Source organism: Brevibacillus formosus, from assembly GCF_003013405.1.
Classification (GTDB): domain Bacteria; phylum Bacillota; class Bacilli; order Brevibacillales; family Brevibacillaceae; genus Brevibacillus; species Brevibacillus formosus.
Map to the genome: position 1 here is coordinate 66,466 of NZ_PXZL01000002.1, position 24,400 is coordinate 90,865.

Genomic DNA, 24,400 nt, shown 5'->3' on the forward strand with positions numbered 1-24,400 from the left:
GTTACGAGGGAAAGTACCCCTTTTTAAATAATTCATACCATTGATTCAATTCCTCGCCTTCCAAAACACCCAATCTCTCCAAGATATGCCTTGAAAACTCCAATGCACCGCTTCCGTTCGCAGTGATGAGATTCTCGTCCCGGATTGACTGACCCTCTACATAATATTGATCTCCTCTATAATTCGGAGCTCCTTCCTTCAAATAAGCTAACGTATTGCCTGTATGTTTATGATTGTCCAAAAATCCGTGATTTCCCAAAAAAGTCGTAGCATCACAGATGGCAGCGACAGGAATATCCCTGCTAACACAATACTCAACCACTACTTTTGCTAGCTGATTCTTCTCTTCTCTCCACCCCGTTCCGCCAGGTATGATTAACATGGCGATATCTACATTCGGATTGAATTCGTTTACGCTATAATCCGGAAGGACCGTTAACCCCCCCATCGAAACCTTAGGCTCCTGATCAATGGCGATTGTCTTTACACGATATCCTGTACCTGGTTTATTCAGCTCTGAACTGACGTAACTTGCTTCCCAATCAGCAAAACCATCCGTAATAAAAATCAACACTTCTTTCAAAGTGATTCCCTCCTTTTAACGTGTTCTACAAATGAATTGTAAAACAACTTCACTGACAGTTATGGTCAGGAAAGAAAATGGAAATCATATGAACATCGTGAAGGGATCAAGCTGGAAACAAAAAACGTAAAACCATCACAACAATAATGCCTGCGAGTACAGTTACTAATAAACTACGTGTTTTTATCGCAATGAAAAAGGTTGGTATGGCTGCTAAAAGTTCAATATTATTCGTAGAAAAAGATATATTTTCACCATTTTTAAATATCTCTTGCGCTACTAGAGCCGCCATAACAGATATGGGGACATAGCTTAACCATCGTGTTGCCCACTCTGGCAATTGAAAGCGACTCAGTACCATAAGAGGAAGGACTCTGGGGATGAATGTAACAATAGCTGCTCCTACAATCATCAAAAAAACATCCAATCTTACTTCCATTTTTCCATCACCATCCCTATCGTTGAAGCAAAAATTGTAGCAACAATAACTCCCATACTGCTAGACAATACCGAACTGGCTCCCACAGCAATAACAACTGCGATTATCGCGACAACCACATCACGTCTGATTTTCTTTCGACTTAACATCGAAAGTACCAGAAGCCCAATAAACATCGCTGTTAAAGCAAAATCCAAACCTAATGTTTCAGGATTTGAAATCCATTGTCCCAGGAATGCCCCGGCTATATTGGCTACGCACCAGTTTAAATAAGCCGTTACATTTAAACCGTGCATCCATTTTTCACTAATGTAATTCTTTTTTGCAGCTTCGTTGATAGCAACACCAAACGACTCATCGGTAAGTAGAGACCCTACTAGCATGTTTCTAAGCGGAGAAAGATGCCGAAAATATGGTGCCAGGGCTGCACTAAGTAAAAGATGCCGCAGATTAACAAAGAAAATCGTAATAATAATGGTGGTAATCGAACTGCTTGCTGCCATCATTCCGGCAGCGATAAATTGGGCTGAGCCAGCATAAAGAATTAAACTGATCAGAGCTATCTCAGCTATACTAAGACCTGCTGTCCTTTCGATCACACCAGCAGCGAATCCAATACTTAAATAACCGAGCAACGTAGGGACACAATCCTTTACACCTTGGCGAAACGTATCCTTATCTCTTGAATCTGCCACCGTTTCGATTTTGTCATTCGCTAAACCCATTTTATCCCTCCTTAGTCTTATTTACATTCAGGGAGTTATTATCATAACTACTATGGAAAAATGAAAGAAAATACGGTTCAAATTACTTGAACCGTTTTCCTGTAACCACGTGGAACAGGTCAGGATGGTTAATCCAGACAGCTTCGGCTTTCTCGGGGCCAACTTCCTTAACTAATTGTGCAAACATAATGTCGTGCCTGATGTACTCCACTGCTACTAATACAAGTGCCGGGTCTTGTGTTTTTATAGCCCATGCAGCGGTATTTGGAGCGAAATTTGCTATTAATACTTCTTCATTGTCCCGGGAGACAATGGTTAAACGACCACTCATACGTTCCTCTGCTACTTTCGGAGACATGTAATCATGATGAGTGGTTGCCCCTAACTCGGTATCGGGTGCTCCAAACAACATAGAAAATACAGGAACACCTTCTTTTACCCGCTTATCTACGTCCTGTTTAATAAAAGAAATCTGTGGTTGCCAAATCGATAACCATAGTTCCTCTCGGGCTTTGTTTATCATGTCGACCATTTCTGTGATAACCAGTTCATCAGTACTAATGCGTCGAACCACGTCTACTTGCTGTTCACTTTCTAAGGCAGATAGATTTTTTTCAAGATAATCAAATGATTGCTCGAAGGAATTTCGCAATCGCGTGATTAATTCTTTAGCGGGCAAAGGAGAGTAAGTCAGAGGTTCAGATGGTACCGTATAAACTGCACCTTTATCTAACAATTTGCCCAATACTTCATAAATCATGGAACGCGGTACACCCGATCTTTTACTAATCTCATATCCAGTTATAGGAGACTGCTTCAAGAGTCCGATATAAGCTTTGCATTCATATTGCGAAAATCCCAATTTCTGAAGTTCTTTATAGATTTCATCCAAAGAAAACCAGCACCTTTTTAGTGATTATTGTTATAACCTCTAAGTTCTATGGTGGTTATTATAATAATCACTAATCATATCGTCAATCATTTTAATGATACTTTGTGTTTGGATGGCCGAGAAAACAACGAAAGAAGGGATATACGATGGATTTGGAGATGGTCATGCAAGAACTTGAAGCTCTTGGCAAGGAACGAACCAAGAAAATTTATCTATCCAATGGCGCTCACGAACCACTTTTTGGCGTGGCTACAGGGGCTATGAAGCCCATGGCGAGAAAGATCAAGATCAATCAGCCTTTGGCTGAGCAGCTTTACGCTACCGGAAACTACGACGCCATGTACTTTGCCGGTGTGATCGCAGACCCGAAAGCAATGACCAAGGCGGATTTTGATCGCTGGATGGACTCAGCTTATTTTTATATGCTGTCCGATTATGTGGTGGCAGTAACCTTATCTGAAGCAGATATTGCCCAAGAAGTTGCAGATCAATGGATCACAAGCGGCGAAGAGCTCAGAATGTCCGCGGGCTGGAGTTGTTACTGCTGGCTTTTGGGTAATCGCCCCGATCGGGAATTTTCCGAAAGCAAAATCGCCACTATGCTTGAAACCGTGAAAGATACGATTCACGATTCCCCTGAACGAACGAAATACGCTATGAATCAATTTATTTACACCGTGGCAACTTCCTATTTGCCACTCCACGATAAGGCAGTCGAAATCACAAAGGCAGTAGGACCTGTAGAAGTCCAAAAAGACAAAGCAAAAAGCAAGTTCGTAAACGCTTTCGATAATATTCAAAAGGCAGTAAGTAAAGGTCAGCTTGGCTTCAAACGGAAACATGTGAGGTGTTAATAGTAGGAATGTAAAGGCGATACTGAGCGTGTAGCGATTTTTCTGACAAGCGTGAACAAACTACTTCTGGAGACCGAGGCCAAAATACGTCGACTGCGGGATGTAACTACCTCCCATTGGTATATCATGGTATCTAAGTTTCGAAAATAAGGTACGAGGAGTTGTAATCCGTGAAGACGTTAATCGAATTCAAAAAAGTAACGAAAGAATACAAAATCGGAGAAGTACCTATCAAAGCGCTTAATGGTGTTGATTTTTCCATAGCGGAGGGAGAATTCGTCGTTATTTTGGGTGCAAGTGGTGCTGGTAAAAGTACGATTTTGAATTTGCTTGGCGGAATGGATACGGCTACCTCAGGTCAGGTATTTGTTGGCGACCAAGAAATCACCGCGTTCAACGAAAAAAAATTAACGCAATACCGCGGTGAGAAAGTAGGCTTTGTCTTTCAATTCTATAACTTAATTCCGAATTTAAACGCTCTCGAAAATGTTGAGTTTGCCTCGGAAGTATGTAAAAACCATCTGGATGCGAAAGAGATTTTACATAAAGTTGGATTACAAAATCGCATGAAAAACTTCCCTTCCCAGCTCTCTGGCGGCGAACAACAAAGAGTTGCAATTGCGAGAGCTGTTGCCAAAAATCCTTTGCTTTTACTTTGTGATGAACCAACCGGAGCATTGGATTATGTGACAGGTAAATCCGTCTTAAAGCTTCTCCAGGACTTGAACAAAGAAACGAAAAAGTGCGTCGTATTGGTCACACATAATTCCGCCATTGCTCCTATGGCTGACAAAATTATTAAGGTGAAAAGCGGGATGATTGAAAGCGTTACCATTAATCGTAAAAAGCAAAGTGTGGAAGGGATTGAGTGGTGATGATGAAATTATTTTTAAAATTAGGAAGGGATATCAAACAATCGATCGGGCAATTTATCGCCTTTGTTTTGGTTATCGCAGTAGGAGCTTTTTTCTATGTGGGGCTAGTAACTTATAGCAATAATCTTAGTGCTTATACAGAAGGTTATTTTCAAGAACATAACATAAGCGACCTGTATGTATATTACAATCAAATTTCCCAAAATGATGTCGCTGTTCTAAGTGAAATAGAAGGCATTAAAAAAATAGAAGCACGTTATACCTTTGATGCCATCCAATCCTTTGAAGGTAAAAAAGCTTCTTTGAAAATTCATTCCATCCCTGTCAAAAACGAAATTAACACGATTGCTCTGATTGAGGGCAGAATCCCGTCCAAAAAGAATGAGATATTATTAGATTCGCGTTATGCGAAAGAACATCTTTTTCAAGTCGGTGATGAAATCAGTATTCGTGTGAATGAAAGAGATTTTACATTTACCATTAGCGGCTTGGGTGAGAATGTCGAGCATGCAAAAAAGAACGAAATACAAGACCATAAAACCTACGGAGTCGCTTATATTGCCGAAGAGACCCTCTCTGAAATCTTAGGCCGCCTTTCCTATAATGAGATCATGATCGATGCGACAGAAGGTTACGATATCGACAAATTAGGTCAATCCATTGAAGCACACTCCAAACACCTTCCTTATGTAAACCAAGTAAGTAAAGAACGAACTTTCAGCTATTCGAAAATAAATGAAACGATACAGAACAATAAATTGATGAGTATGGTTATCCCTTTCGTTCTCTTTTTGATTGTCGCTATTATCCTGTTTCTTACCATGTCGAGAATGATTGATTCTCAAAGACACCAAGTAGGGATTATGAAAGCTTTAGGTGTCCAAAACAGAAGCATCATGCTTCATTACATGGGATACCCTGTGCTGGCAGGTCTCATAGGCTCAATCATCGGTTGTGCGATTGCCGCTCTTGTATTTGTTCCATTCGTAGCTGCATCAAGTGCAAGAGCCTACTCTCTGCCTGGCATTACATACTCCCTTTCTTTTTACTCTTTCATTCCACCCATTATTTTCTCCAGTGCTTTTGGCATCCTAGCGTGTTACTTAAGTGGTAGAACCCTATTAAAAGAACGTGCGGCTCAGGCTATGCGTCCCAAACCGCCAAAGAAGATGAAAACGCTATGGATAGAAAGAATTCCGGTTATCTGGAGTCATATTTCCTATAGCTACAAACTCATTTTAAGAAACATTTTCCTTAATAAACAAAAAGCTTTAGCGAGCTCCATTGGTGTTGTTGTAAGTACGGTCTTATTGATCACTGCTTTTGGCACTCAATCTGCCCTGCAAAAAGTAGCGAGTCAAATAGAAGATGTTTACACGTATGATTTACGAGTGGATTATACGATGGGAACATCTATTGATACGGTAAAGCTCCCCTCCGGTATAAAAAATAGTTATGATCTATCCACCTTTCCTGTTGAATTCATAAAAGGTGATGAAAAAGATAATGCCACTCTCGTTGTTACTGAAAAAGAAAACACTCTCATTCATTTCTTTGACGAAAATGATAAACCGATCACTCTCGAAAATAATGGTGTGCTGGTACCAAAATCCTATGCCGACAAATATCATATTTCAGCAGGAGATGTCATCCATATTGCGTTCAAAGCACCAGAGCTTAAAAACAAATCTGCAGATATGAAGGTTTTACATATATCTACGCAGTATTCGAATCCTTCGTTTTATATCACACCAGACTATTTAAAGAGCTTTGGCATAGACTACAGCCCAACCTCGCTTTTCGTTCAAGCAAACAGCTCTGTAGATCTTATTAGCGTTCGTAACTTCTTTGAACAAGATCCTCATGTAGAAACGATTGCAGATAGAACTGACCTAAAGAAAACCGCTGAATATATTTTGAAACAAAACAATTTTGTATTTATCATGTTTATTGTTTGCGCCGTCATCCTCTCTTTTGGCGCGATATACACAATCTCTTCCATCAACATTTATGAAAGGAATCGCGAGCTTGCAACACTTAAGGTATTAGGCTATCAAAAACATAAAATAAACCGACTTATCTTTTTTGAAAACCTGATTCTCACTACATTTGCGATCCTTGTAGCTTTACCGATAAGCGGTTACGTCTATTCCGTGATTGTTAGAGCACTGTCCAGTACCCATCAACAAATCCCGGATCAATTAACGATTCCTATCTTGTTGGTTTCTGTTATTCTTGCCTACTTGCTCACGATTCTGTCCAACTTGCTCCTTCAAAGAAAAGTAACCAACATCAATATGATTGAATCATTAAAAGGAGTAGACTAAAATTGTCGATCAGCTGCTTTACGCGCCTGTCTTGCGTGAATTGTTTTCATGGCAAATCTGGCTATTGGGTGAGCAATCAATATTTCAACCCAAAATGCTATACCGAAGTTTCTCGGCCAGTTATGAAGGAAGTTTCGAAACGGTTCTAGACTTATTTCCTTCGTGCCACCCCACATTCCGATAATGGACAACAAAATAGATAAGATCGTAACATTTAGCAAAATATTTAGTAACACTCTGGCATTAAATCCATCTGTCTGACCCACGAATTTTGGCATCACTTTGCTTACAATCGGTCCCGCAACCAGTTTTACCAATAGAACAACAATGATCCACATAAAGGGGATTATCTTTACTGTGTCTAAATAAACTTCTTTGCTAAACCCACGTTCCAGCCCCACTATAATAGGCGCAATAATGTTTACGGAAAGGATTGAAATAATCAATAAAAATAGGATACCCTCTTTTCCGTTTCGAGGAAGTCTTGTCTCTGCATGCATATCTCATCATCCCTTCTTTTTAACACTTTGCTATTATAGTGATAGCAAACATCTCTTCATAAGTGAACATTTTGTGAATAACCATCCAGTATAAGTACGTTTATAAAGAACATGCATTGAAGCAATACAATCAATATGGACCCGACTCTGATTGGAAAGGCTCAAACAAAGGCGTGTTTGCGTACAAACCAACTCCAGAGGAAGATGCACAATGGGGCTATCGTTGGGCATTTATCGATAAAGAAGGCAAGGTTCGAAAGTTTGTAAAGAAAGAGAATGCTGATCTGATATATAAGCAGATTTTTGGTTGAGTAATAGAATCATTCCTACTTGAAAATGAAAGCAAAGAATCCTCTCTGTCACCGCAGGGAGGATTTTTCGTCTTTTCGTCTATAGAACCTAACAGCTCCATCAGCTATAATGAAAAACAACCAAAAATAGGAATCTTAGTGAAAATCAGTACGCACTCATACCTCTTACTAGGAAGGATGGTTTCTCTTGGATACACAAATCATCGATATAGGCGTAAACCTGATGCACCGCTCCTTTCACCAAGATCGCGATGAGGTCGTTGCCAGAGCAGAGAAACAAGGAATATACCCGTTAATTTTGACAGGGACAAGCTTGAGAAACAGTATAGATGCCTCACGATATGCGAGTCGCTCCAAAGGAAAGCTGTACACTACGGCAGGTATTCATCCTCACGATGCAAAAAGCTGTGATGAATCGGAGATCAAGAAATTAAGAGAACTGGCATCTCTTCCCCATGTGGTAGCGATTGGAGAGTGCGGGCTAGATTATAACCGTGACTTCTCCCCCCGTGATATTCAAAGAAAGTGGTTCATCGAACAAATTTCCCTGGCCACAGAACTTCAACTGCCGTTGTTTTTGCATGAACGCGATGCTCATCTTGATTTTGTCTCTATTCTCAAAGAGCATCGTCAAAATATCAATCATGCGGTTGTACACTGCTTTACCGGAACCTCCAAGGAATTGGAAACCTATTTAGAGATGGACTTCCATATCGGGATTACGGGCTGGATTTGTGATGAACGACGCGGGAAGCATCTTCGGGAGCTTGTGAAAAAGATTCCCTTGAATCGTTTGATGATTGAAACCGACGCGCCATTTTTAACCCCTCGTGATTTGAAAGAAAAGCCTGTGGACGGTCGGAATGAGCCAATATATTTGAGACATATATTGCATGCGGTCGCACAATGTATGGGATTGAGCCCTGAGGAAGTGGCCAGCGCTACTACCAAGACTGCGAAAGAATTTTTTAGCTTATAGGTAATTTTCGAAAGAGGGACTCGTGCCCTCTTTTTCATTTTGTGACAAGGCAATGAATATAGAGCATTTCACAAAAACGTCGCTTTACGACTGTTAAAAATAGATTTAAATTACAAATAATGGATAAAAATAAAAGAAAGGTGGTTTGTTTATGCTAAAAAAAAGTATGGCTTCAAGTCTAGGTCTATTCTTAGTTGTCCTGTCTATAACACTTCCTGCTCAGGCTGCAGAACCAACGCTTTCGAATTCGTCCGAACAAAATATTTTATCCTATGCATCACTAAAGCATTCCTTATCTGCTAGCTCTTCTTATGGAGCGAAAATGTGGATCAAGAACAATCAACTGGTCCCGCAAGGCTGGGTGATTACCGACAGTACTAGTACTCAATTCGAAATTACATGCGTGATTGGAGCTACGTACAGATCGACACTTTGGATCAAGTACAACCAACAGATTCCCGATGGATGGGCTGTCATAGATGGCAGTGGCACTTCTCTTCAAATGATTTATACACAAGGCGCAGGTTACGGAGATAAACTGTGGGTGCGAAACAATCAAATCATGCCGCAAGGATGGGTCATTACAGATAGTACGACGGATAAATTTGAAATTACGAGTATTCAAAGAGCACAAAAGGGAGCGAAGCTATGGATCAGGTATAATCAGCAGATTCCAGCAGGCTGGGTTGTTACCGATCGCTTTAACACGAAAATTCAAATCACTTTTATGGGCTAGAGACCGCTACTAGAGTGGGACGCGACTAATCTGCGTCCCGCTTTTTTATTGCGGCTGTTTTTGACCTGCTATTTTTTTACAACTCGATTACATTCCCATGCTATGCTCTTTACGAGAGGTGATCCAAGTGGCAACCATCCTAATTGTCGAGGATGAGATTCCAATCAATGAGCTCATCAAAAGAAACCTGCAAGCAGTGGGACATAGATGTATTTCGGTGATAGACGGAAAATCGGCATTGGATGAGATGGATAAGCACGAGGTGGATCTCGTTGTGCTGGACATTATGCTGCCGGAAATTGACGGATATGAGGTTTTCCGCCAAATTCGTGGGACGCCCACTATTTTTTTGACAGCGAAAGGCAGCCTGACAGACAAGGTAAAGGGCCTGACGCTCGGCGCAGATGACTACTTGGTGAAGCCGTTCGAGATGCTGGAACTGCTGGCGCGCGTAGATGCGGTGTTGCGACGATCCAAGAAAACGAACAAGACGTTTGAACTGGATGGGGTCCGAATCGATTTCGAGAGCAGACAGCTATTTCTTCATAATCACCCGGTAGATTTCACCCCCAAGGAATTTGATTTGCTGGAAGTGTTGGTGAACAATCGGAATATCGCCCTTTCCCGGGAAAAGCTGCTGGAGCTCGCGTGGGGCTATGACTACGTTGGGGATACAAGAACAGTAGACGTCCACATTCAAAAGCTGCGTAAGAAGCTGGAAATGGAATCCCGAATTAAGACCGTTTATAAAATGGGGTATCGTCTTGAGGTGTAACACAGCTAATAAACTATTACAACTTCCTAATAACTTGATGACGAATCAATAATCCCTCCCTCTTATACTTCTACTTGTGATCACAACTAACACAAAAAAGGAGAGGTTACTATGAAAGGAAAACAAACGATCTTGGCGGCGGCAGCTATCATTGGCACCAGCACATTGCTTTTTCAAGGAATGGTCCAAGTCGTAACGGCATCGAGTTACAACAAAACGGATATAGTTCCAACGAGTTACGCGAAATCTGTGGCCGTCCCCTCGTCAACGACACAACACAGTCTGCCACCCGGATACAAAAAAGCGAATTATACCGTGACAGCCATGAAAGACCAAAAGCCAACGAGTAAAGACCTTACAAAAGAAGCGGCGGCGGAAATCGGAGCGAAAGCCCTTTGGGAGATGTATGCCCTGAGCCTGGAAGGGACGGTGGTAGAAATGAGTTACCAACAGCCACGTGAAGACCTTCCTCGCGCACAATGGTACGGTGAAGTAAAAATTAATGACAAGCTCAATTATTATTTCATGATCGACGCTGTTACCGGAGAACTTTTCAGTATCTTCCGTGAGAGAACGTTCATAGAAAAAGCAACCTACGATGAGGAGCTTGCGAAAAATCCGCAGGAGTATGTGGACCTAGCCAAAAAGGCAGCTGAGAAGTTCAATATTGTCCACGGTCCAGTCAAGTCCGCTGTATACGAATTCCAAAGCATGGTCGAGAACAATGACCCCCTCATATCGGCGGAGATCACAGGCGAGAACGGTGAAATCGCCATTGTGTATATAGCGCGCAAAGATAAAGAGTTTATCGGCGCCACCTATCATGCTAAGAACAAGTACAAGGACCACCCCAACTCAATTATATCCTATCCTAAGATCACTGAGCCTCAAAAATAAGGGAGCCTTTTCAGCCGCTACACCGTGCTGGCGGCTTTTTCCCATGAGGTGCGAGCTCTCTCATGAAACCAAAGGTGAAACGAAAGGAAATTTATGAAATACCGGACCTTTTTAACAACTCTTGCCCTTTTTTTGTTTACATTCAACCTAGGGATCGTCATTATATCGATCACGACCTTCAAAGACACAATCCGTCGTGCACAAGAAAGAAGCTTGGATGAGCATTATTTCATCACCTCCGCGCTCCTCCAAGATTTTCATGCGGTAGAAGGCCGCGGAACGGATATCGACAGCTCCATCCCGTCTCTGCTCCAGCCTTACAACTATCTTGCCGGGGATCAAAACGTGACATTGGTACTTTTTAAAGACAAGGAGCTGGTCTATTCAAATTCGTCTGTCTTGTCGGTCCCAAACGGGTTTCTTGAGCTGCCGGGAGACGCCAGCAGACTCGTTTCTATACAAGAATCAGGCGACCGCGCCTCGGTCCTCGTTTCGGGAAAGCTGCCTGCTCCCTATGATTTATATACAATGGTGTACCTATACGACATGACAGATGGAATTGCTGCCTGGGAGCAAATGAAAAACATGCTGTTTTTCGCTGGCTTGATTGTGTCTGTTTTGTTTGCTTTTGGTCTTCATATATTGCTGTCTAAACTATTTAGGCCACTCTCGCAGATCTCACAAACATCCCGCCAAATCGCGGCTGGTGCGTATGATACCCGGCTTCCTGTGTCTGGACAAGACGAGCTCACCGAAATGGCGCAAAGCTTTAATAATATGGCAAAGGAAATTCAGAATCAAATTCAACAATTAGCGACAGCCGCTCAGCAGAAACAGCAATTTATCGATAACTTTGCACATGAGCTCCGCACACCGCTCACGACTATTTACGGCTATGCAGAATACATACAAAAAGTGGCTCGTACAGAAGAGGATAAACTATTTGCCACGACCTACATTATGTCTGAGAGCCGCAGACTTCAAAATATTGCGTATCGTCTGCTGGATCTGGCCACCCTCCGTGAAAATAAGCTTGAACAAAGCGACGTTCGTATGGAACAATTGATGCTTGGTGTCAAACAGGCGCTCTCTATCATGGCAGCCGAGAAGGAAGTTCAGATTACATGGGAATATCGCATGGATACGTTGCATTGCGATCCTGACCTGATCCATATCCTGCTCGTCAATTTGATAGACAACTCACTGAAGGCATGTAGTGCTGGCGGACATATCAAGGTGGTCGCTGAGCTGGAAAATGATCATAAGGTGATCACAATCGAGGATAACGGCAAAGGAATGTCGGCAGAGCATCTCGTCCACATTACAGAGGCGTTTTACCGGGTAGATCCCTCCCGCGCTCGAAACGGCGGCGGTGCTGGATTAGGCTTGACGCTTTGCAAGCAAATTGCTGATTGCCATGGGGCAGAGCTCCACTTTTTATCGGAACCAGGGAAAGGGACAACGGCCAAACTGATTTTCCCCGCTACTAGAACCATACGATAGAGCAAAGACACCTGACTGATCTTCCGGGGTGTCTCATTTTTTTCATGAAAGTGAAAGATTGTCAGCAGCTATTCCGTCTATACAGTGACAAGGAGGTGGAACACCAGTGGATGATCATTCTGGAGCACGAATTGAGCAATGGTTTCTCACATACAGCCAAGATGTATATCGGTTTCTCGTCTATTATACGGGACGAACAGACATCGACGATCTGGTTCAAGAGACCTTTATTCGTGCCCTCAAAGCTATGCAGGGGGCAGAGGTTGAGAATCCCAAAACGTGGCTGTTTGCCATAGCACGAAACGTAGCCATTGATGAAAGACGCAAGACAAAGCTAATTAGTTGGTTGCCAGATATCTTTTTGCAGCATCTCGTATCGCACGACAAAACACCGGAAGAGTCGCTGATGTTAAGTGAAAACAAGCGTCTGCTCTATGAAATGATCAATCAGTTAAAGTCTTCTTATCGGGACGTGTTGATACTCAGAGGGATCAAGGGATTATCGAGCAAGGAGACTGCGGAGGTTTTGGGATGGACGGAAGCCAAGGTCAATCTTACTATGCATAGAGCAATGAAAGCGATTCAAAACAAAATGCATGTTTCCATTGCGGAGGTGATGAACGATGCCATCATGTGATGAGCAGATCATTCTGGAAGAATTGAATCAATTCCCGGAGCAAATCCTTTCCCGAGAACGAAGCCAAGCAATATTAAAGGGTGTGCGAGAAGAAAGAGGTAGACTTCAAAAAGTGAACAAACGAAGAATGTACTATGGATGGATGGCAAAAGGGCTGATCACCTGCGGCCTGTTGCTCGGTTTTTTCTGGATGAAACCATTTTCTGCACCAGCAGAATCAACGAGTAGTGCAGCCTCTGCTCCTGAAGAAATAACGTATTTTGCGGCTGCTCAAAAAGCCATACAAGATGCGAGTGGCATTCAGAAGACCTTCTCTTTTGGAGAAATTGAGAAAGACACCGACTCCTATAGTGTACAGGCAAAGGATCATGATACCAGAGAAGCGATCGTAACTTTTAAGCCTGGTACCACAGAGGTTCTTACCGTCTTTGCGAGGTTTGCGATCAACGAATTACCGGGGCCCTATCATACATATGTAGAGACTGCACAAGAAGCATTTAAGGATACGAAACAACAGGTTACCTTCCAAAAAGCCAGCTTTTTCAAAGGTGAGAAGGAAGCATATTTTTCCTTTTGGACAGAAGACAAACAGTACGTCAAAGTCGATATTCCAACAAATAAAGTGACTGGGTTCACATTGTATTACAACTTAGAAGACGTCGATCAAAAGATCATTTCCACCGCGCAAACAACCTTGATGCGTTTATCCAATGAAAAAAATCTTTCCTTTACCCAAGCCAAAAAACGTTCAGACGAAAGGGAAGATAAATGGCTGCTCATTAATAAACAAAAGAAATATGATGTAATGATCGGAGCAAATACAGGTCAAGTGTATGAAGTGGGCCATGAAACAGATAACTATAAAATCAAAGCATTAAATGAAGTCATTCCCGTAACCAAGCCACTTATTCAAGACATTTTTGGCATAGATATCTCTGGGTATACGGCTTACGGCGGCCGGGACTGGGGCGGCTATATTTTGAGAAGTCCGGGGAAACCAAGTTTCTCCATACAGCTTGGAAATTTGGATGTTGGTGATATTAATCGAATTGAAATCGAATAGGCGACTTGGCTCGGTCATAGCCTGGGAGCAACGGGTTCTATATTTACGTATATGGAACCCGTTTTCCTTCTCCATCGTACTTTTGTTAGTCGATCGACAGCTTCATTTTCAACCCCTCATGCGTCGCTTTCAATCCTAATCGCTCATAAAAGCGCAAAGCATCCTCGCGTTGTTTATCTGTCGTTAGTTGAAAAAGATGGCACCCTCGCTCTTTCGCCCGTTCAATCGCCCATTCGATTAACCTGCTCCCAACTCCTTGCCCCCTTTCCGTTGATGCAGTCCGAACCCCCTCAATCGTCGCTCTCCAGCTACCTTGATGTGTCAGATAAGGAGTAAACGTAATCTGTAACACACCAATAATTTCCTCATCACGGCACGCCACAACCAATTCATTATTGGGGTCTGCATCAATGGATTCAAATGCTTTTATGTAACTTTCTGGTAGCGGAGTTTCGTAACGCTCTCTCGTCTTGCCTAATTCATCATCCGCAAGCATTTGAACAATTCTATTCAGGTCTTTAGCTGTTGCGACTCGAAAATGAATCATCGTTTGCCTCCAATCGGTATTTGCGTGATTATTCTAACATCTTACAAGAAAACCCCTTTAACTAAAAGGGGTGGGAGATTCATATATGTTTACTTGCAGGTGTTTCTTCTATTCGGGTTCAAAATCAGCGCATCATCTTCCAGCTCAAACAATTTATCCAATAGCGCATCCATGCCATGCTCCAATTTATACTCCATCTCTTCTTTATACAAAGGAATCAAGAAATAGGCATGAACCTTGTTCCCATCCTTGGTAGGAATGACACTGATTTCTTCTGATAGCTGAAACAGAACGACTCCATTTAAGCCCGTGCCATCCGCATACGGTTCATAGTTCTCATAATTCGGTATCGTATGTCCGTATCCCAACCATGTATTGTACTGGTGAGGAAAACGAGCCATTTGCTTCATCAGCCTGATCGGCCAGTAGTTGTTTTCATCCTGTAGCGACTCTTGTGTCAGCTCCCAGGAAGCAGGCAAAAATATCATCACTTCTGCTCGATCGAAATTCTCTTCCATCTGCTCCTGTATTTCATCCGGGATCGTCATCGGCAAATCACTCATCCCAGTCGTATACAGAACCCAAAATGGTTCTTCTTCTGTAGGACTCATTACATTCACATCAATATGGATCATATCGGAAATAATTTCGTGAAAAACACTGCATTCTCTTCCCGCAAATACCGTTTCAAAGTGGGCAACAATTTCTTCTACATATTCCATGGGAGCTGGGGGTTCATAATCAGCTTGTTCGTTATATGTGTAAATCGTAGTGCCGTCCTTTGACTTTTCTCCGTTGTTCGTACCGCCGAATAGCTTTTTGAAAAAATTCATCGCAAATCCTCACCTTCTCATCATTTAGACGCTGGGTCTCTCTATTGTATCGGCATGAGATACCTCCAACATTTACCTTATATTCGCAATTCTTGCAAGAGAAATCCGAATCAACTTTCACAAAAAAGAGAGGGTGATTAGCCCCCTCTTGCTAACACTCCTTATACCAACACTTGCAAATGCTCCCGTCCATTAAAAGCGACTAAGTCTTCTCCCTGCGTAACGCGACTAACCAAATCAGGATTGGCCAGGAATGGCCGTCCGAATGCCGCCACATCCATTATTCCATCCTGTACAGCCTGCTCGGCCCGATCAGGTGTTAAATCGCCGACACCAATGATGATGCCATCCCAGTATTGGCGGACAAGCTCGTGCAGCGTTTTGCCTTCTGCAATCACTTGATCAAAATTCATTGTGGAAGGATGAAGCATCGTTAATCCCGCTTCCTTAAATGCCTCTACGAAGGTTTGAACAGCCGCGACTGGGTCCTCCCACATATACTCACGCTGATCATCCTTCAATGCAGAGAAGCGCATAATTGTCCTGTCAGCACCCACTTCGGAAATTACCGCTTTCGCCACCTCTTTCATGAAGGTCAAGCGTTGGCGCAAATCTTCGCCGTATTTGTCTTGGCGGTGGTTGGATGTATCCGAATTAAACTGATCAATCAAATAGCCATGTGCACCATGAATCTCAACGCCGTCAAAGCCTGCCATCCTTGCATGGCGAGCAGCCTGCGCATACTGCTGAATCACTTCTTGAATATCGGCGAGCGACATCTCTTCCGGGATATCGTAAGGCTTGCCCAAGCGATGGACATGCCCCTCTGCTCGCAGTGCAGAAGGAGCTTGCGGGGGTAAGCCTCCAGCGATCTCATGGTGTGACAGCCGCCCGACATGCCAAATTTGCGCAACAATCACTCCCCCCGCCTGATGAACTGCGTCTGTGACCTTTTTCCAGCCTTCTATTTGTTCCATGGTAAACAAGCCTGGAACACCCTTTGTTCCTTTTGCACGAGGACTAATGACGACTCCCTCTGTAATAATCAAACCTACACCGTCTGCTGCCCGCTTCCGATAGTACTCGACGACATCAGGACCAACTACTCCCGTCTGGTCATCTGCGAATGTGCGCGTCATGGGGGCCATTGTGATTCGATTGCGCAGCTTCCAAGCTCCCATGTGAATTGGTTGCAGCAATACTTGGTTTCCCATTTTCATTTTCCTCTCTCCCATCCTTACCTGTCATTTCCTTACATCGTAAAGGATCGCCAGCTGCTTTTACAGATGACATGAAAGGAATTATGCTATTTTCCCCTTGAAAACAACGGTATTATGGAGATAATTCATGAAAAGTAACGGGGGTCATGCGAATGGATCAAGTGGATAAGGAAATACTCATGATTTTGCAGGAGAATGCCCGCATTTCCATGACGGAATTAGGAAAACTGGTCAACCTGTCTCAACCGGCTACCACGGAAAGAGTTCGCAGAATGGAGGACAAAGGCGTCATCATGCAATATCGTGCCATCCTCGCTCCGGAAAAAGCAAATAAACATGTCACTGCCTATTTGCTTTTTCATACAAAACGCTGCGAAAAATTCATCGAGTTTTGCAAGGAGTATCCAGATGTGTTGGAGCTGCACAGAATCAGCGGACAATACAATTACCTGCTGAAGGTCGTCACTGCTTCCATGCAGTCTTTGGAGGCGTTTATCAATGCCAGCGGGGAACACGGGGATTCCACGACTTTAATCGTCATGTCCTCACCAATCGAACAGAAAAAGATCGTTCCTTCTGTGATCGAGGAGTGCTAAACAGCCTGTCGGCTTTTTGCGTGCCATGACTGATTATACCTTTGCTTGTTATATAAACGACTTGGCCGTACATAAAAATTACCAGAAGCTAAGAGCCAATGTGCATGGGTAGAGGATGAACCTCAAATTAATATTGATCACCAAAAAGGAGATTCCTTATGGACACGAGAATACCGGAAAGCGTTAGACCTTTATTGCACGACTATACGCAACGACTCATGGCGGAACTGCCTGATGTCATCTGCGGTGTGTATTTGTATGGTTCTATTGCTCTATCTGGCTTCGAGGAAGATAACAGCGATATTGATTTTGTAACGATCTTGGATAGAGGGGTAACGAATGAAGATACAGAAACCCTCAAGAACATTCATCATACTCTCCAGAACGCCAACCCACTAGCTAAAAGAATGGACGGCATGTATATCCAGCTGGATGACATCGGTAAAACCAATCCATCCTTGGCGCCTTATCCTTACGTTGACAATGGGACATTCAAATCATCCGGCCACTATGATGTCAATCATGTGACGTGGTGGATTCTCAAGCAACAGGGCATTACCGTTATGGGGAAAAGTGTTGAAGCATTACACATCCCTACCCAGTGGTTTGATGTCGGGGAAACGATAAAATACAATGTACATGATTATTGGTTGCCAAAAGCAAAAAGCATGCTGAAATTCCTGCTCGATGGGTGGGTAGAATTCGCCGTTTTCACCTTATGCCGAATCTATTACTCACTCATCCATGAAGACATTATTCCAAAGAGAAAAGCCGTAGAACAAGCTCTGCAAGAACTTCCCAGTGAATGGCATCTCTTACTGAAGGAATCCTTGCGAATACGCTACCATCCAAATGAACCATCTTTGTTTTCGAACAGAATCAAGCGGGCAAAGGAAACTCAGAGATTTATACGCTATATCTGCGAGCTGTGGTCTAATAAGACGGAATAACAACAGAATCAACTATACGAGGAGGTATTTTTATGAATGGTTCAGTATTTTCAGCAAGGAACAAACCCGTTCATCCTCCCACTTTTACAACTTTGCAAGAATACGTACTGTACAGTAACGACACCAGCTTCTGGATGCCCTACATTGCTGACATCCTGAAACGTCATGGCCTGTTCGAAGCAGATCGAGAGCTGGTGGCTGGGATTGGCGGGACGTATCCATCCTTTCTATACGGTGATATCGTAGTCAAACTATTCGGATACTTCCAACCATGGCGCAAGAGCCATTCTGTTGAACGCGCTGCACAGACCTTGCTCGCCAACGACCTGGAAATTGCCGCACCCAGACTGCTTGCCGAAGGGTACCTGTCCGATGACGCCAACCATCCATGGCCATACTTGATTACCACACGCATGTCTGGCGTTTCCTGGCAAAATGCCAAGCTAACTTACGAACAACAGCTCTCTGTCGCTGCGGACTTGGGAAAACAAATGGCGAGAGTCCATGCGCTACCTCCAACCGGGATCGCTACACACGCAGACTGGGCGGACATGGATGTGGTTGCGGCTGCAAAAAAGAGCTCGTTGCCGCAGCATTTGATTTCCCAAATCGACGACTATCTTGAAAGGCTCGGACCGTTTGATCCTGTCGTCGTCCACGGTGACTTGATGTTCCGTCATGTATTTGTGGAGAATGGCCGTCTCAACGGAGTAATCGATTGGGGCGATATGATAGTGACAGATCGGCACTATGAGTTCGCCAAGCTGCACCTGGATTTGTTCGATTGTGACAAAACCTTGCTGAAAGTATTTCTCGAGGCAAGCAATTGGCCGATGACCACCGATTTTGCCCACAAAGCAATGGCGCAAGCCCTCTATCGTCAAGCACATGGGCTTACGCAGCATTATGCCATGGACGTTTTCTACATGCTTCCTGATCGTTTGCCTTTGCAAGATATCCCCACACTCGAGGATCTCGCAAACGAGCTATTCGCTATTTAACCAAAGAAAGCATCCAGCGAGCTGAAGCTCTACGGCAAAGCCACTTTGCGTAAAGAAGGAGATTTGGTTATGAAGATCATGGAGCATTTGCACCTTGAGCATTTTAGACAAATGGAACAACTCGAGCTTCAATACTATGATGCTGAATTTATTACACCGTACCAAGAGAGCTACAATTGGTATTTGTTTCGTCCCGATTCCGTCGTTGCGATCGAAGAGAATGGGCGCATCATTGCTTTTATGAACCTGCTTCCCGTCAAGTCGCATATCTACCTGCAAATTGCGCAAGGGACTTTTAAAGACAGCCTGATGACGACTGCGGATATCGAAGATTTAACTACTGCACCCGAGCAAGTCTATTATTTTCTGTCCTGTGTCGTTGTCGATCAATCTTATCGGCAAAGCCCTGCCTTGCGCATGATGCTGCATCATTATCTAGACGTACTGGCTCATGTCGAGCAGAGCGGATGCCGCATCCAATCGATCATCATGGATAATATCACGGAAGCAGGCAATCGGTTCGCTCAGCGCCTTGGCATGAATCACGTATGTATAAGCGACCACCACTCCCATATACATGTCTCTGACTATGAGAGCTTCAAACAGCATGTGCACGCGAGTTATCCCATGCTTCCCGCTAAGGCTTCGCATCAATCATTCTCGAACCAGTAAAGAAACAAAACCTCCATGAAGCGTATTTTCATGGAGGTTCGTTGCGGGCTTTTTAGTTGACGACCTTGCCTGATTAGGTAGCTGGTAAATCAGTTGTAACCTAGCTAAACCTTATATTTTGCAGGAGCCATCCGCGCAATTGTCGCCGGATTGCTCCTTTTTTTTCTCGTCGTTCTGCACGAATTTCAGAACAGGAGCTGCGCTTTCCTCTTCCCATACCTGGTTCAATGCTCCCAAAAAGACTTCACCTGGCTGCGCGCCAGATACTGCGTATTTGTTATTAATGACAAAGAACGGTACACCCGTGACACCCAAATCGTTGCCTCTTTGTTTGTCCTCTTGTACTTGCTCTCTGTATTCGTCTCCTGCCAGCATGGCGAGCGTCGCTTCCTTGTCCAAGCCTACCTCAGAAGCAAGCTGTGCCAGCACCTCGTGGTCTCCGAGATGGAGTGATTCGGTAAAGTACGCCTTCAGCAGTCGCTCCTTCATTTCCTTCATTTTTCCATGCGCATGGGCAAAGTGCGTCAAGCGGTGCGCATCGAATGTATTGGTAGGGATCATCGTGTCAAAATGATAGTCGAGACCGACACCTTTTGCCATTTGCGTAACTTGGTCATTCATTCCCTTCGCCTGTGCGAGCGGAATGCTATACTTGGCTGCCAGTACTTCATGCATGTCCATATCGGTATCGCGTTCCATCTGTGGGTCGAGCTGGAAGCTGCGATATACGACCTCTACTTGATCCTTATGTGGAAATTGAGACAGCGCTCCTTCCAGACGGCGCTTTCCAATATAGCAAAACGGGCAGGCAAAATCAGACCAAATTTCAATTTTCATGTTCATCCTCCTCTATATGAGCGGTGCTGACCAAAAGACAGCAGACCGTACACTGCAAAATTCGTCGTATGCACATTATACAACAACGCACGGTGCGCCTATGCACTTTGGAGGCTGAAAGCTGCACTTTGCCCTTAGTGTCAATGTTCACGCGGGAAAAGGAACTTCCTCTCTGTTTGGTAAATACTTACTTATGCTCATGTAGAACTTTTTAATCCCGACAAGCCTTCCTGTGCACTCGTATGGTCAACCGGTCTAAGCAGCTTCGCTTTCCTCGGAGTACCGAGCAAAAGCATTTACCCCGCTTTCACTGCTTCTTTCCAAGCACAAATTGGCCCTATTTTACTGCAAAAGGACCTTAGTTATTTTGAATTCTCACGGGAATCAAAAGAGTGGGATTCACTTCTCACGCCTATTATGGGAGGCAGCGGCTGGGAGAAGAGTACTCAACTCCGTCTATCAGTCTTCTCGTGATCAGGGAGATAAGCCATCTCTTGTTACTCCTGCCCCCTACTATCCAGCCCAGTAACCATACGCCCACCTCTTACATAAGATATGTCAAACTGGTTCATGAAGTAAGGTGGTGGATAACATGTACGGATGTCAGCCTTATGAATACCCATATGAACATGACTTGCGAGCCGTGTCCTCACAACATGGATGGAGAAAAGGACAATCTTTTGCCGAAATTCAGGGTGGTCCACTGGCACCGAACCTGCACGGCTACGTTGTTTTTACCGATGTCCCCTACGGCACCGAAGTGTTCGTGGAAGTCAGCGGCCTCCCCGCTTTCCAGCCAGCCACTGGCAATCAACCGCAAATCGGGCCATTTGGCTTTCATTTGCATGAGCATGGCGTCTGCACGGTCGGAAATCCGGAAGATCCCTTTACGGCAGCAGGCAGTCATTGGAACCCTACACAACAACCACATGGCAACCACGTCGGCGACTTCCCCGTGCTGTTTTCCAATGACGGCTATGCACGAATGACTTTTTTCACAAACAAAATCAGTGCAGCCGATGTAGTCGGCAGAAGCTTGATCATCCATCAAAGTCCGGATGACTTCCATTCACAGCCGGCAGGAAATAGCGGAAAACGCCTGGCATGTGGATTGATCTACGCAGGATAACGCTTCCCCCGAACAGGAAAAGGGGGCAACCCTCTAAGCTGCCCCCTCGCATTATTGAATTAGCTAGCGCCGTAATGTCGACAAATCAAATGCTGGTACAAGCCCTTCCTCGGCTGCACGACCGAGCAACGCCTCGACAGCTGCATAACCATCGTTACCCAAATTTCTCGTAAACTCATTCACGTACAAGTTAATATGCGCTTGCGCTACCTCCAGAGATAACTCCTGGGCATGGGACATGACATATTCTTGTGATGCGGTCGGATTCGCCCATGCATATTCCACAGAGGAGCGTGTCCAATTGGTCAGAGCCTCGATATCCATTGATTTTTTCGCGATGATGGCACCCAGCGGAATCGGCAAATTGGTATCAGACTCCCACCAGTTGCCCAAGTCAGTCATAAGCGACAGCCCGTAGTTTTGATACGTGAAACGCGCTTCGTGGATCACGAGTCCTGCATCGATCTTGCCGTCACGTACAGCAGGCATAATCTCATGAAACGGCATGACGACGATCTCCCCTACACCACCTGGGACATTTTGTGCAGCCCAGAGCCGGAACAGTAAATAAGCTGTGGAGCGCTCACTCGGAACGGCTACACGTTTGTTGGACAGGCGTGCTGGATCGTTCGCACTCTCGCCAGGATTTCCTTGGGTCAAAACGAGTGGCCCGCATCCTCTGCCCAGTGCACCACCGCAAGGGAGCAACGAGTAGTTGTCCATCACCCAAGGCAATGCCGCATAGGAGATTTTCATTACTTCAGGGCCTTCTCCCTGTGCAGCAAGCGTATTCGTGATATCAATATCTGCGTACATAATATCGAGCTTTGGCGCTCCCGGAATCAAATCATGTGCCCAGGCATGAAAAACAAAAGTGTCATTCGGACATGGTGAAAACGCAATTTTCATGATAATACCTCCCGTAATACAGAGCTTCCCTTTTCCAGAGATTCCAACGCATCTTTTATCCGCCAAGCGGATTTATCCCGCGGTCCAATTGCATTCGATACCGTGCGAATTTCCAGAACAGGTCGTCTGGCAGCCTGGGCAGCAGTCGCAACACCATACCCCTCCATCGCTTCAGCTAGCGCATCTGGCATCCGCAGCGCCAAAGCCGCCGCTGTTTCCGCTGTTCCCGTCACGGTGGATAGTGTAAGGACGATGCCTTTTTTGGCAACGACCCCTGCCTCTTTCATCGAATGGGTCAGCTGTTCGACCAACTCCTGATCAACACTTACTCTCGCTGATCCAAATCCCAGCTCGTCCACACTGCAAAAGCCCTCAGGCGTTTCTGCACCCAAATCCGCACAAACAATCTCCGTTGCGACAACCAGTGACCCAATCTCTGCTTGTCCCACGAATCCACCGCATATTCCTGCACAAATGACCAGATCGTAGTCCGCGCATGCAAGCGCTCTGGCTGTACTCGCTGCGGCTGCGGCTGGTCCTACTCCTCCTGCGATAACTGTGAAACGCTCATCCCCTTGAATGCCGCGAATCACTGCATCCCGTTCCGCGTCAACGGAGGTCACGACCAGAATGCTTCTATATTGTTGTGACAAAATCATTTGCCCTGGCTCCTTTCAACCGCTTTCCACCTTCCACGTTATCGCTACTTTTCGTCTGTGTAAAGCCGTTTAAAGAGTTTGTCAAAAGACAGGGAAATTATTACAATAAAACCTGCTGTGCATTTTCGTTAGATAAGAGGTGACCGATCATGCTTCACCCACCGAATCCGAACACCCATCCTGACTGGCTCGCCCCCCACTCTTTAGCCTGGTACACTCAGTTGGGCAAAATGACTGGTGAATACGTATACCCGTGGCGCTCTACCGTTACAGAACCGAATGGCGAGTCGCTTTTTATGGAGGAAATTCGTCGCATGGTTCCGAATCAATCTGTTCTCGACATCGGTTGCGGGCACGGCGCATTCACACTGGACTGGAGCCGTTCTGCCAAAGAAATCGTCGGCTTGGATGTGACAGAAAACTTTGTGCAAAAGGCCCGTACGCAAACACCCGAAAACGTCTCCTTCGTTGTCACCAATACAAAATATACCCTCCCCTTCCATGACGATACGTTCGATTGCGCTTACAATCGCAAGGGACCTACCTCCGCTTATCCAGATATAGGACGCGTCGTCAAAAGAGGAGGCTCATTCATCGGATTACATCCGGGCGATCAGTTGTCCGCCGAATTATTCGAATGGTTTCCTCATTTATTTGGTCCACGTCCAGCTGACACTCCTATCCTAAAACATTTGCAGGAGAGACTCAGACAAGCTGCTTTCCAGCGAGTAGATATTCAGACGGTGATCGCCACCGAGTATTTTCAGACTCCACTTGATGTCATCCGCATGCGTTGCTTCGGGCAAAATCCCACTATTCTCACATCCGCCATCGAACAACACATGGAGAGTGTTATGCCGATTTTTGACCACTATGCGACTTCTGACGGTCTGCCCACTACACATATGTATTACCTCGTTCGTGCGATTGTTTGATTCATCCTATTAAAAA

Annotated in this window: 26 protein-coding genes and 1 pseudogene; 16 read left to right on the plus strand and 11 right to left on the minus strand. The window is 44.5% G+C overall.

Annotation, left to right across the window (positions count from 1 at the left end; all coding sequences use genetic code 11):
- Position 1 precedes the first annotated feature (1 nt).
- The 4 genes from C7R91_RS03575 to C7R91_RS03590 all read right to left on the minus strand — a co-directional run bounded on the left by C7R91_RS03575 (position 2) and on the right by C7R91_RS03590 (position 2,639).
- The gene (locus C7R91_RS03575; protein WP_047073644.1) at positions 2 to 583 is read right to left on the minus strand and encodes a type 1 glutamine amidotransferase family protein; all 582 of its coding nucleotides are present in this window, start codon (positions 581 to 583) and stop codon (positions 2 to 4) included.
- Positions 584 to 689: 106 nt separating this feature from the next.
- Positions 690 to 1,022: an AzlD domain-containing protein gene (locus C7R91_RS03580; RefSeq protein ID WP_047073643.1), complete on the minus strand. Its 333-nt coding sequence runs from the start codon at positions 1,020 to 1,022 to the stop codon at positions 690 to 692.
- Positions 1,013 to 1,747, minus strand: a complete 735-nt coding sequence (locus C7R91_RS03585; protein WP_047073642.1) for an AzlC family ABC transporter permease — start codon at positions 1,745 to 1,747, stop codon at positions 1,013 to 1,015. Before C7R91_RS03585 ends, C7R91_RS03580 begins: the two co-directional genes overlap by 10 nt.
- Positions 1,748 to 1,829: 82 nt before the next feature.
- Positions 1,830 to 2,639 (minus strand): TrmB family transcriptional regulator, encoded by an 810-nt coding sequence (locus C7R91_RS03590; RefSeq protein WP_012684714.1) that lies wholly within the window; start codon positions 2,637 to 2,639, stop codon positions 1,830 to 1,832.
- Between the two features lie 146 nt (positions 2,640 to 2,785).
- Between C7R91_RS03590 and C7R91_RS03595 the strand changes: the two genes are divergently transcribed.
- The 3 genes from C7R91_RS03595 (at position 2,786) to C7R91_RS03605 (ending at position 6,695) form a co-directional block, all read left to right on the plus strand.
- On the plus strand, positions 2,786 to 3,493 hold the full coding sequence (locus tag C7R91_RS03595) for a DNA alkylation repair protein (RefSeq protein ID WP_047073639.1): 708 nt from the start codon (positions 2,786 to 2,788) through the stop codon (positions 3,491 to 3,493).
- Positions 3,494 to 3,663: 170 nt separating this feature from the next.
- Positions 3,664 to 4,368, plus strand: coding sequence for an ABC transporter ATP-binding protein (locus tag C7R91_RS03600; RefSeq protein WP_047073638.1), 705 nt, complete (start codon positions 3,664 to 3,666; stop codon positions 4,366 to 4,368).
- A gap of 2 nt (positions 4,369 to 4,370) precedes the next feature.
- Complete coding sequence (locus C7R91_RS03605) at positions 4,371 to 6,695, plus strand: ABC transporter permease (RefSeq protein WP_174769386.1); 2,325 nt, start codon at positions 4,371 to 4,373, stop codon at positions 6,693 to 6,695.
- Here the strand turns inward: C7R91_RS03605 and C7R91_RS03610 are convergent.
- Entirely contained in the window at positions 6,692 to 7,195 is a 504-nt protein-coding gene (locus C7R91_RS03610; RefSeq protein ID WP_047073635.1) for a hypothetical protein, read from the minus strand. The genes C7R91_RS03605 and C7R91_RS03610 overlap by 4 nt on opposite strands.
- Positions 7,196 to 7,693: 498 nt before the next feature.
- Between C7R91_RS03610 and C7R91_RS03620 the strand changes: the two genes are divergently transcribed.
- From C7R91_RS03620 to C7R91_RS03650, 7 genes are all read left to right on the plus strand, one after another.
- Positions 7,694 to 8,485: a TatD family hydrolase gene (locus tag C7R91_RS03620; RefSeq protein ID WP_083995204.1), complete on the plus strand. Its 792-nt coding sequence runs from the start codon at positions 7,694 to 7,696 to the stop codon at positions 8,483 to 8,485.
- Positions 8,486 to 8,807: 322 nt separating this feature from the next.
- Entirely contained in the window at positions 8,808 to 9,221 is a 414-nt protein-coding gene (locus C7R91_RS03625) for a hypothetical protein (protein WP_146142139.1), read from the plus strand.
- Between the two features lie 127 nt (positions 9,222 to 9,348).
- Positions 9,349 to 9,996, plus strand: a complete 648-nt coding sequence (locus C7R91_RS03630) for a response regulator transcription factor (protein WP_047073631.1) — start codon at positions 9,349 to 9,351, stop codon at positions 9,994 to 9,996.
- Positions 9,997 to 10,107: 111 nt separating this feature from the next.
- Positions 10,108 to 10,893, plus strand: coding sequence for a hypothetical protein (locus tag C7R91_RS03635; protein WP_047073629.1), 786 nt, complete (start codon positions 10,108 to 10,110; stop codon positions 10,891 to 10,893).
- Positions 10,894 to 10,986: 93 nt separating this feature from the next.
- Complete coding sequence (locus C7R91_RS03640) at positions 10,987 to 12,396, plus strand: sensor histidine kinase (RefSeq protein ID WP_047073628.1); 1,410 nt, start codon at positions 10,987 to 10,989, stop codon at positions 12,394 to 12,396.
- 106 nt (positions 12,397 to 12,502) lie between these two features.
- A complete protein-coding gene (locus C7R91_RS03645; RefSeq protein WP_047073627.1) occupies positions 12,503 to 13,033 on the plus strand; it encodes an RNA polymerase sigma factor in 531 nt (176 codons plus the stop codon).
- A gap of 142 nt (positions 13,034 to 13,175) precedes the next feature.
- The gene (locus tag C7R91_RS03650) at positions 13,176 to 14,096 is read left to right on the plus strand and encodes a hypothetical protein (protein WP_236697964.1); all 921 of its coding nucleotides are present in this window, start codon (positions 13,176 to 13,178) and stop codon (positions 14,094 to 14,096) included.
- Positions 14,097 to 14,181: 85 nt separating this feature from the next.
- Here the strand turns inward: C7R91_RS03650 and C7R91_RS03655 are convergent, their stop codons facing one another.
- From C7R91_RS03655 to C7R91_RS03665, 3 genes and pseudogenes are all read right to left on the minus strand, one after another.
- Positions 14,182 to 14,643, minus strand: coding sequence for a GNAT family N-acetyltransferase (locus tag C7R91_RS03655; RefSeq protein ID WP_047073623.1), 462 nt, complete (start codon positions 14,641 to 14,643; stop codon positions 14,182 to 14,184).
- A gap of 89 nt (positions 14,644 to 14,732) precedes the next feature.
- The gene (locus C7R91_RS03660) at positions 14,733 to 15,476 is read right to left on the minus strand and encodes a suppressor of fused domain protein (RefSeq protein ID WP_047073622.1); all 744 of its coding nucleotides are present in this window, start codon (positions 15,474 to 15,476) and stop codon (positions 14,733 to 14,735) included.
- Between the two features lie 161 nt (positions 15,477 to 15,637).
- Positions 15,638 to 16,675, minus strand: a pseudogene (locus C7R91_RS03665) (alkene reductase); the annotation flags it as partial.
- Between the two features lie 173 nt (positions 16,676 to 16,848).
- Between C7R91_RS03665 and C7R91_RS03670 the strand changes: the two are divergent.
- The 4 genes from C7R91_RS03670 to C7R91_RS03685 all read left to right on the plus strand — a co-directional run bounded on the left by C7R91_RS03670 (position 16,849) and on the right by C7R91_RS03685 (position 19,915).
- Positions 16,849 to 17,292: an Lrp/AsnC family transcriptional regulator gene (locus C7R91_RS03670; protein ID WP_047073619.1), complete on the plus strand. Its 444-nt coding sequence runs from the start codon at positions 16,849 to 16,851 to the stop codon at positions 17,290 to 17,292.
- Between the two features lie 158 nt (positions 17,293 to 17,450).
- A complete protein-coding gene (locus C7R91_RS03675) occupies positions 17,451 to 18,242 on the plus strand; it encodes an aminoglycoside adenylyltransferase domain-containing protein (protein ID WP_047073617.1) in 792 nt (263 codons plus the stop codon).
- A 32-nt stretch (positions 18,243 to 18,274) separates the two neighbouring features.
- Positions 18,275 to 19,243, plus strand: a complete 969-nt coding sequence (locus C7R91_RS03680; RefSeq protein ID WP_047073616.1) for a phosphotransferase family protein — start codon at positions 18,275 to 18,277, stop codon at positions 19,241 to 19,243.
- A 69-nt stretch (positions 19,244 to 19,312) separates the two neighbouring features.
- Entirely contained in the window at positions 19,313 to 19,915 is a 603-nt protein-coding gene (locus C7R91_RS03685; protein WP_047073614.1) for a GNAT family N-acetyltransferase, read from the plus strand.
- A 111-nt stretch (positions 19,916 to 20,026) separates the two neighbouring features.
- Here the strand turns inward: C7R91_RS03685 and C7R91_RS03690 are convergent, their stop codons facing one another.
- On the minus strand, positions 20,027 to 20,752 hold the full coding sequence (locus C7R91_RS03690; RefSeq protein WP_047073613.1) for a DsbA family oxidoreductase: 726 nt from the start codon (positions 20,750 to 20,752) through the stop codon (positions 20,027 to 20,029).
- Between the two features lie 592 nt (positions 20,753 to 21,344).
- Here C7R91_RS03690 and C7R91_RS03695 point away from each other — a divergent pair.
- Complete coding sequence (locus tag C7R91_RS03695; RefSeq protein WP_047073612.1) at positions 21,345 to 21,881, plus strand: superoxide dismutase family protein; 537 nt, start codon at positions 21,345 to 21,347, stop codon at positions 21,879 to 21,881.
- Between the two features lie 63 nt (positions 21,882 to 21,944).
- On the opposite strand, the gene C7R91_RS03700 is transcribed toward C7R91_RS03695, so the two are convergent.
- Positions 21,945 to 22,790 carry a 1,4-dihydroxy-6-naphtoate synthase gene (locus C7R91_RS03700; protein ID WP_047073610.1) on the minus strand — a complete coding sequence of 282 codons (846 nt, stop codon included), beginning with the start codon at positions 22,788 to 22,790 and terminating at the stop codon, positions 21,945 to 21,947.
- Positions 22,787 to 23,449: a futalosine hydrolase gene (locus C7R91_RS03705; protein ID WP_047073608.1), complete on the minus strand. Its 663-nt coding sequence runs from the start codon at positions 23,447 to 23,449 to the stop codon at positions 22,787 to 22,789. Before C7R91_RS03705 ends, C7R91_RS03700 begins: the two co-directional genes overlap by 4 nt.
- 149 nt (positions 23,450 to 23,598) lie before the next feature.
- Between C7R91_RS03705 and C7R91_RS03710 the strand changes: the two genes are divergently transcribed.
- On the plus strand, positions 23,599 to 24,384 hold the full coding sequence (locus C7R91_RS03710) for a class I SAM-dependent methyltransferase (protein WP_047073606.1): 786 nt from the start codon (positions 23,599 to 23,601) through the stop codon (positions 24,382 to 24,384).
- Positions 24,385 to 24,400: the final 16 nt, after the last annotated feature.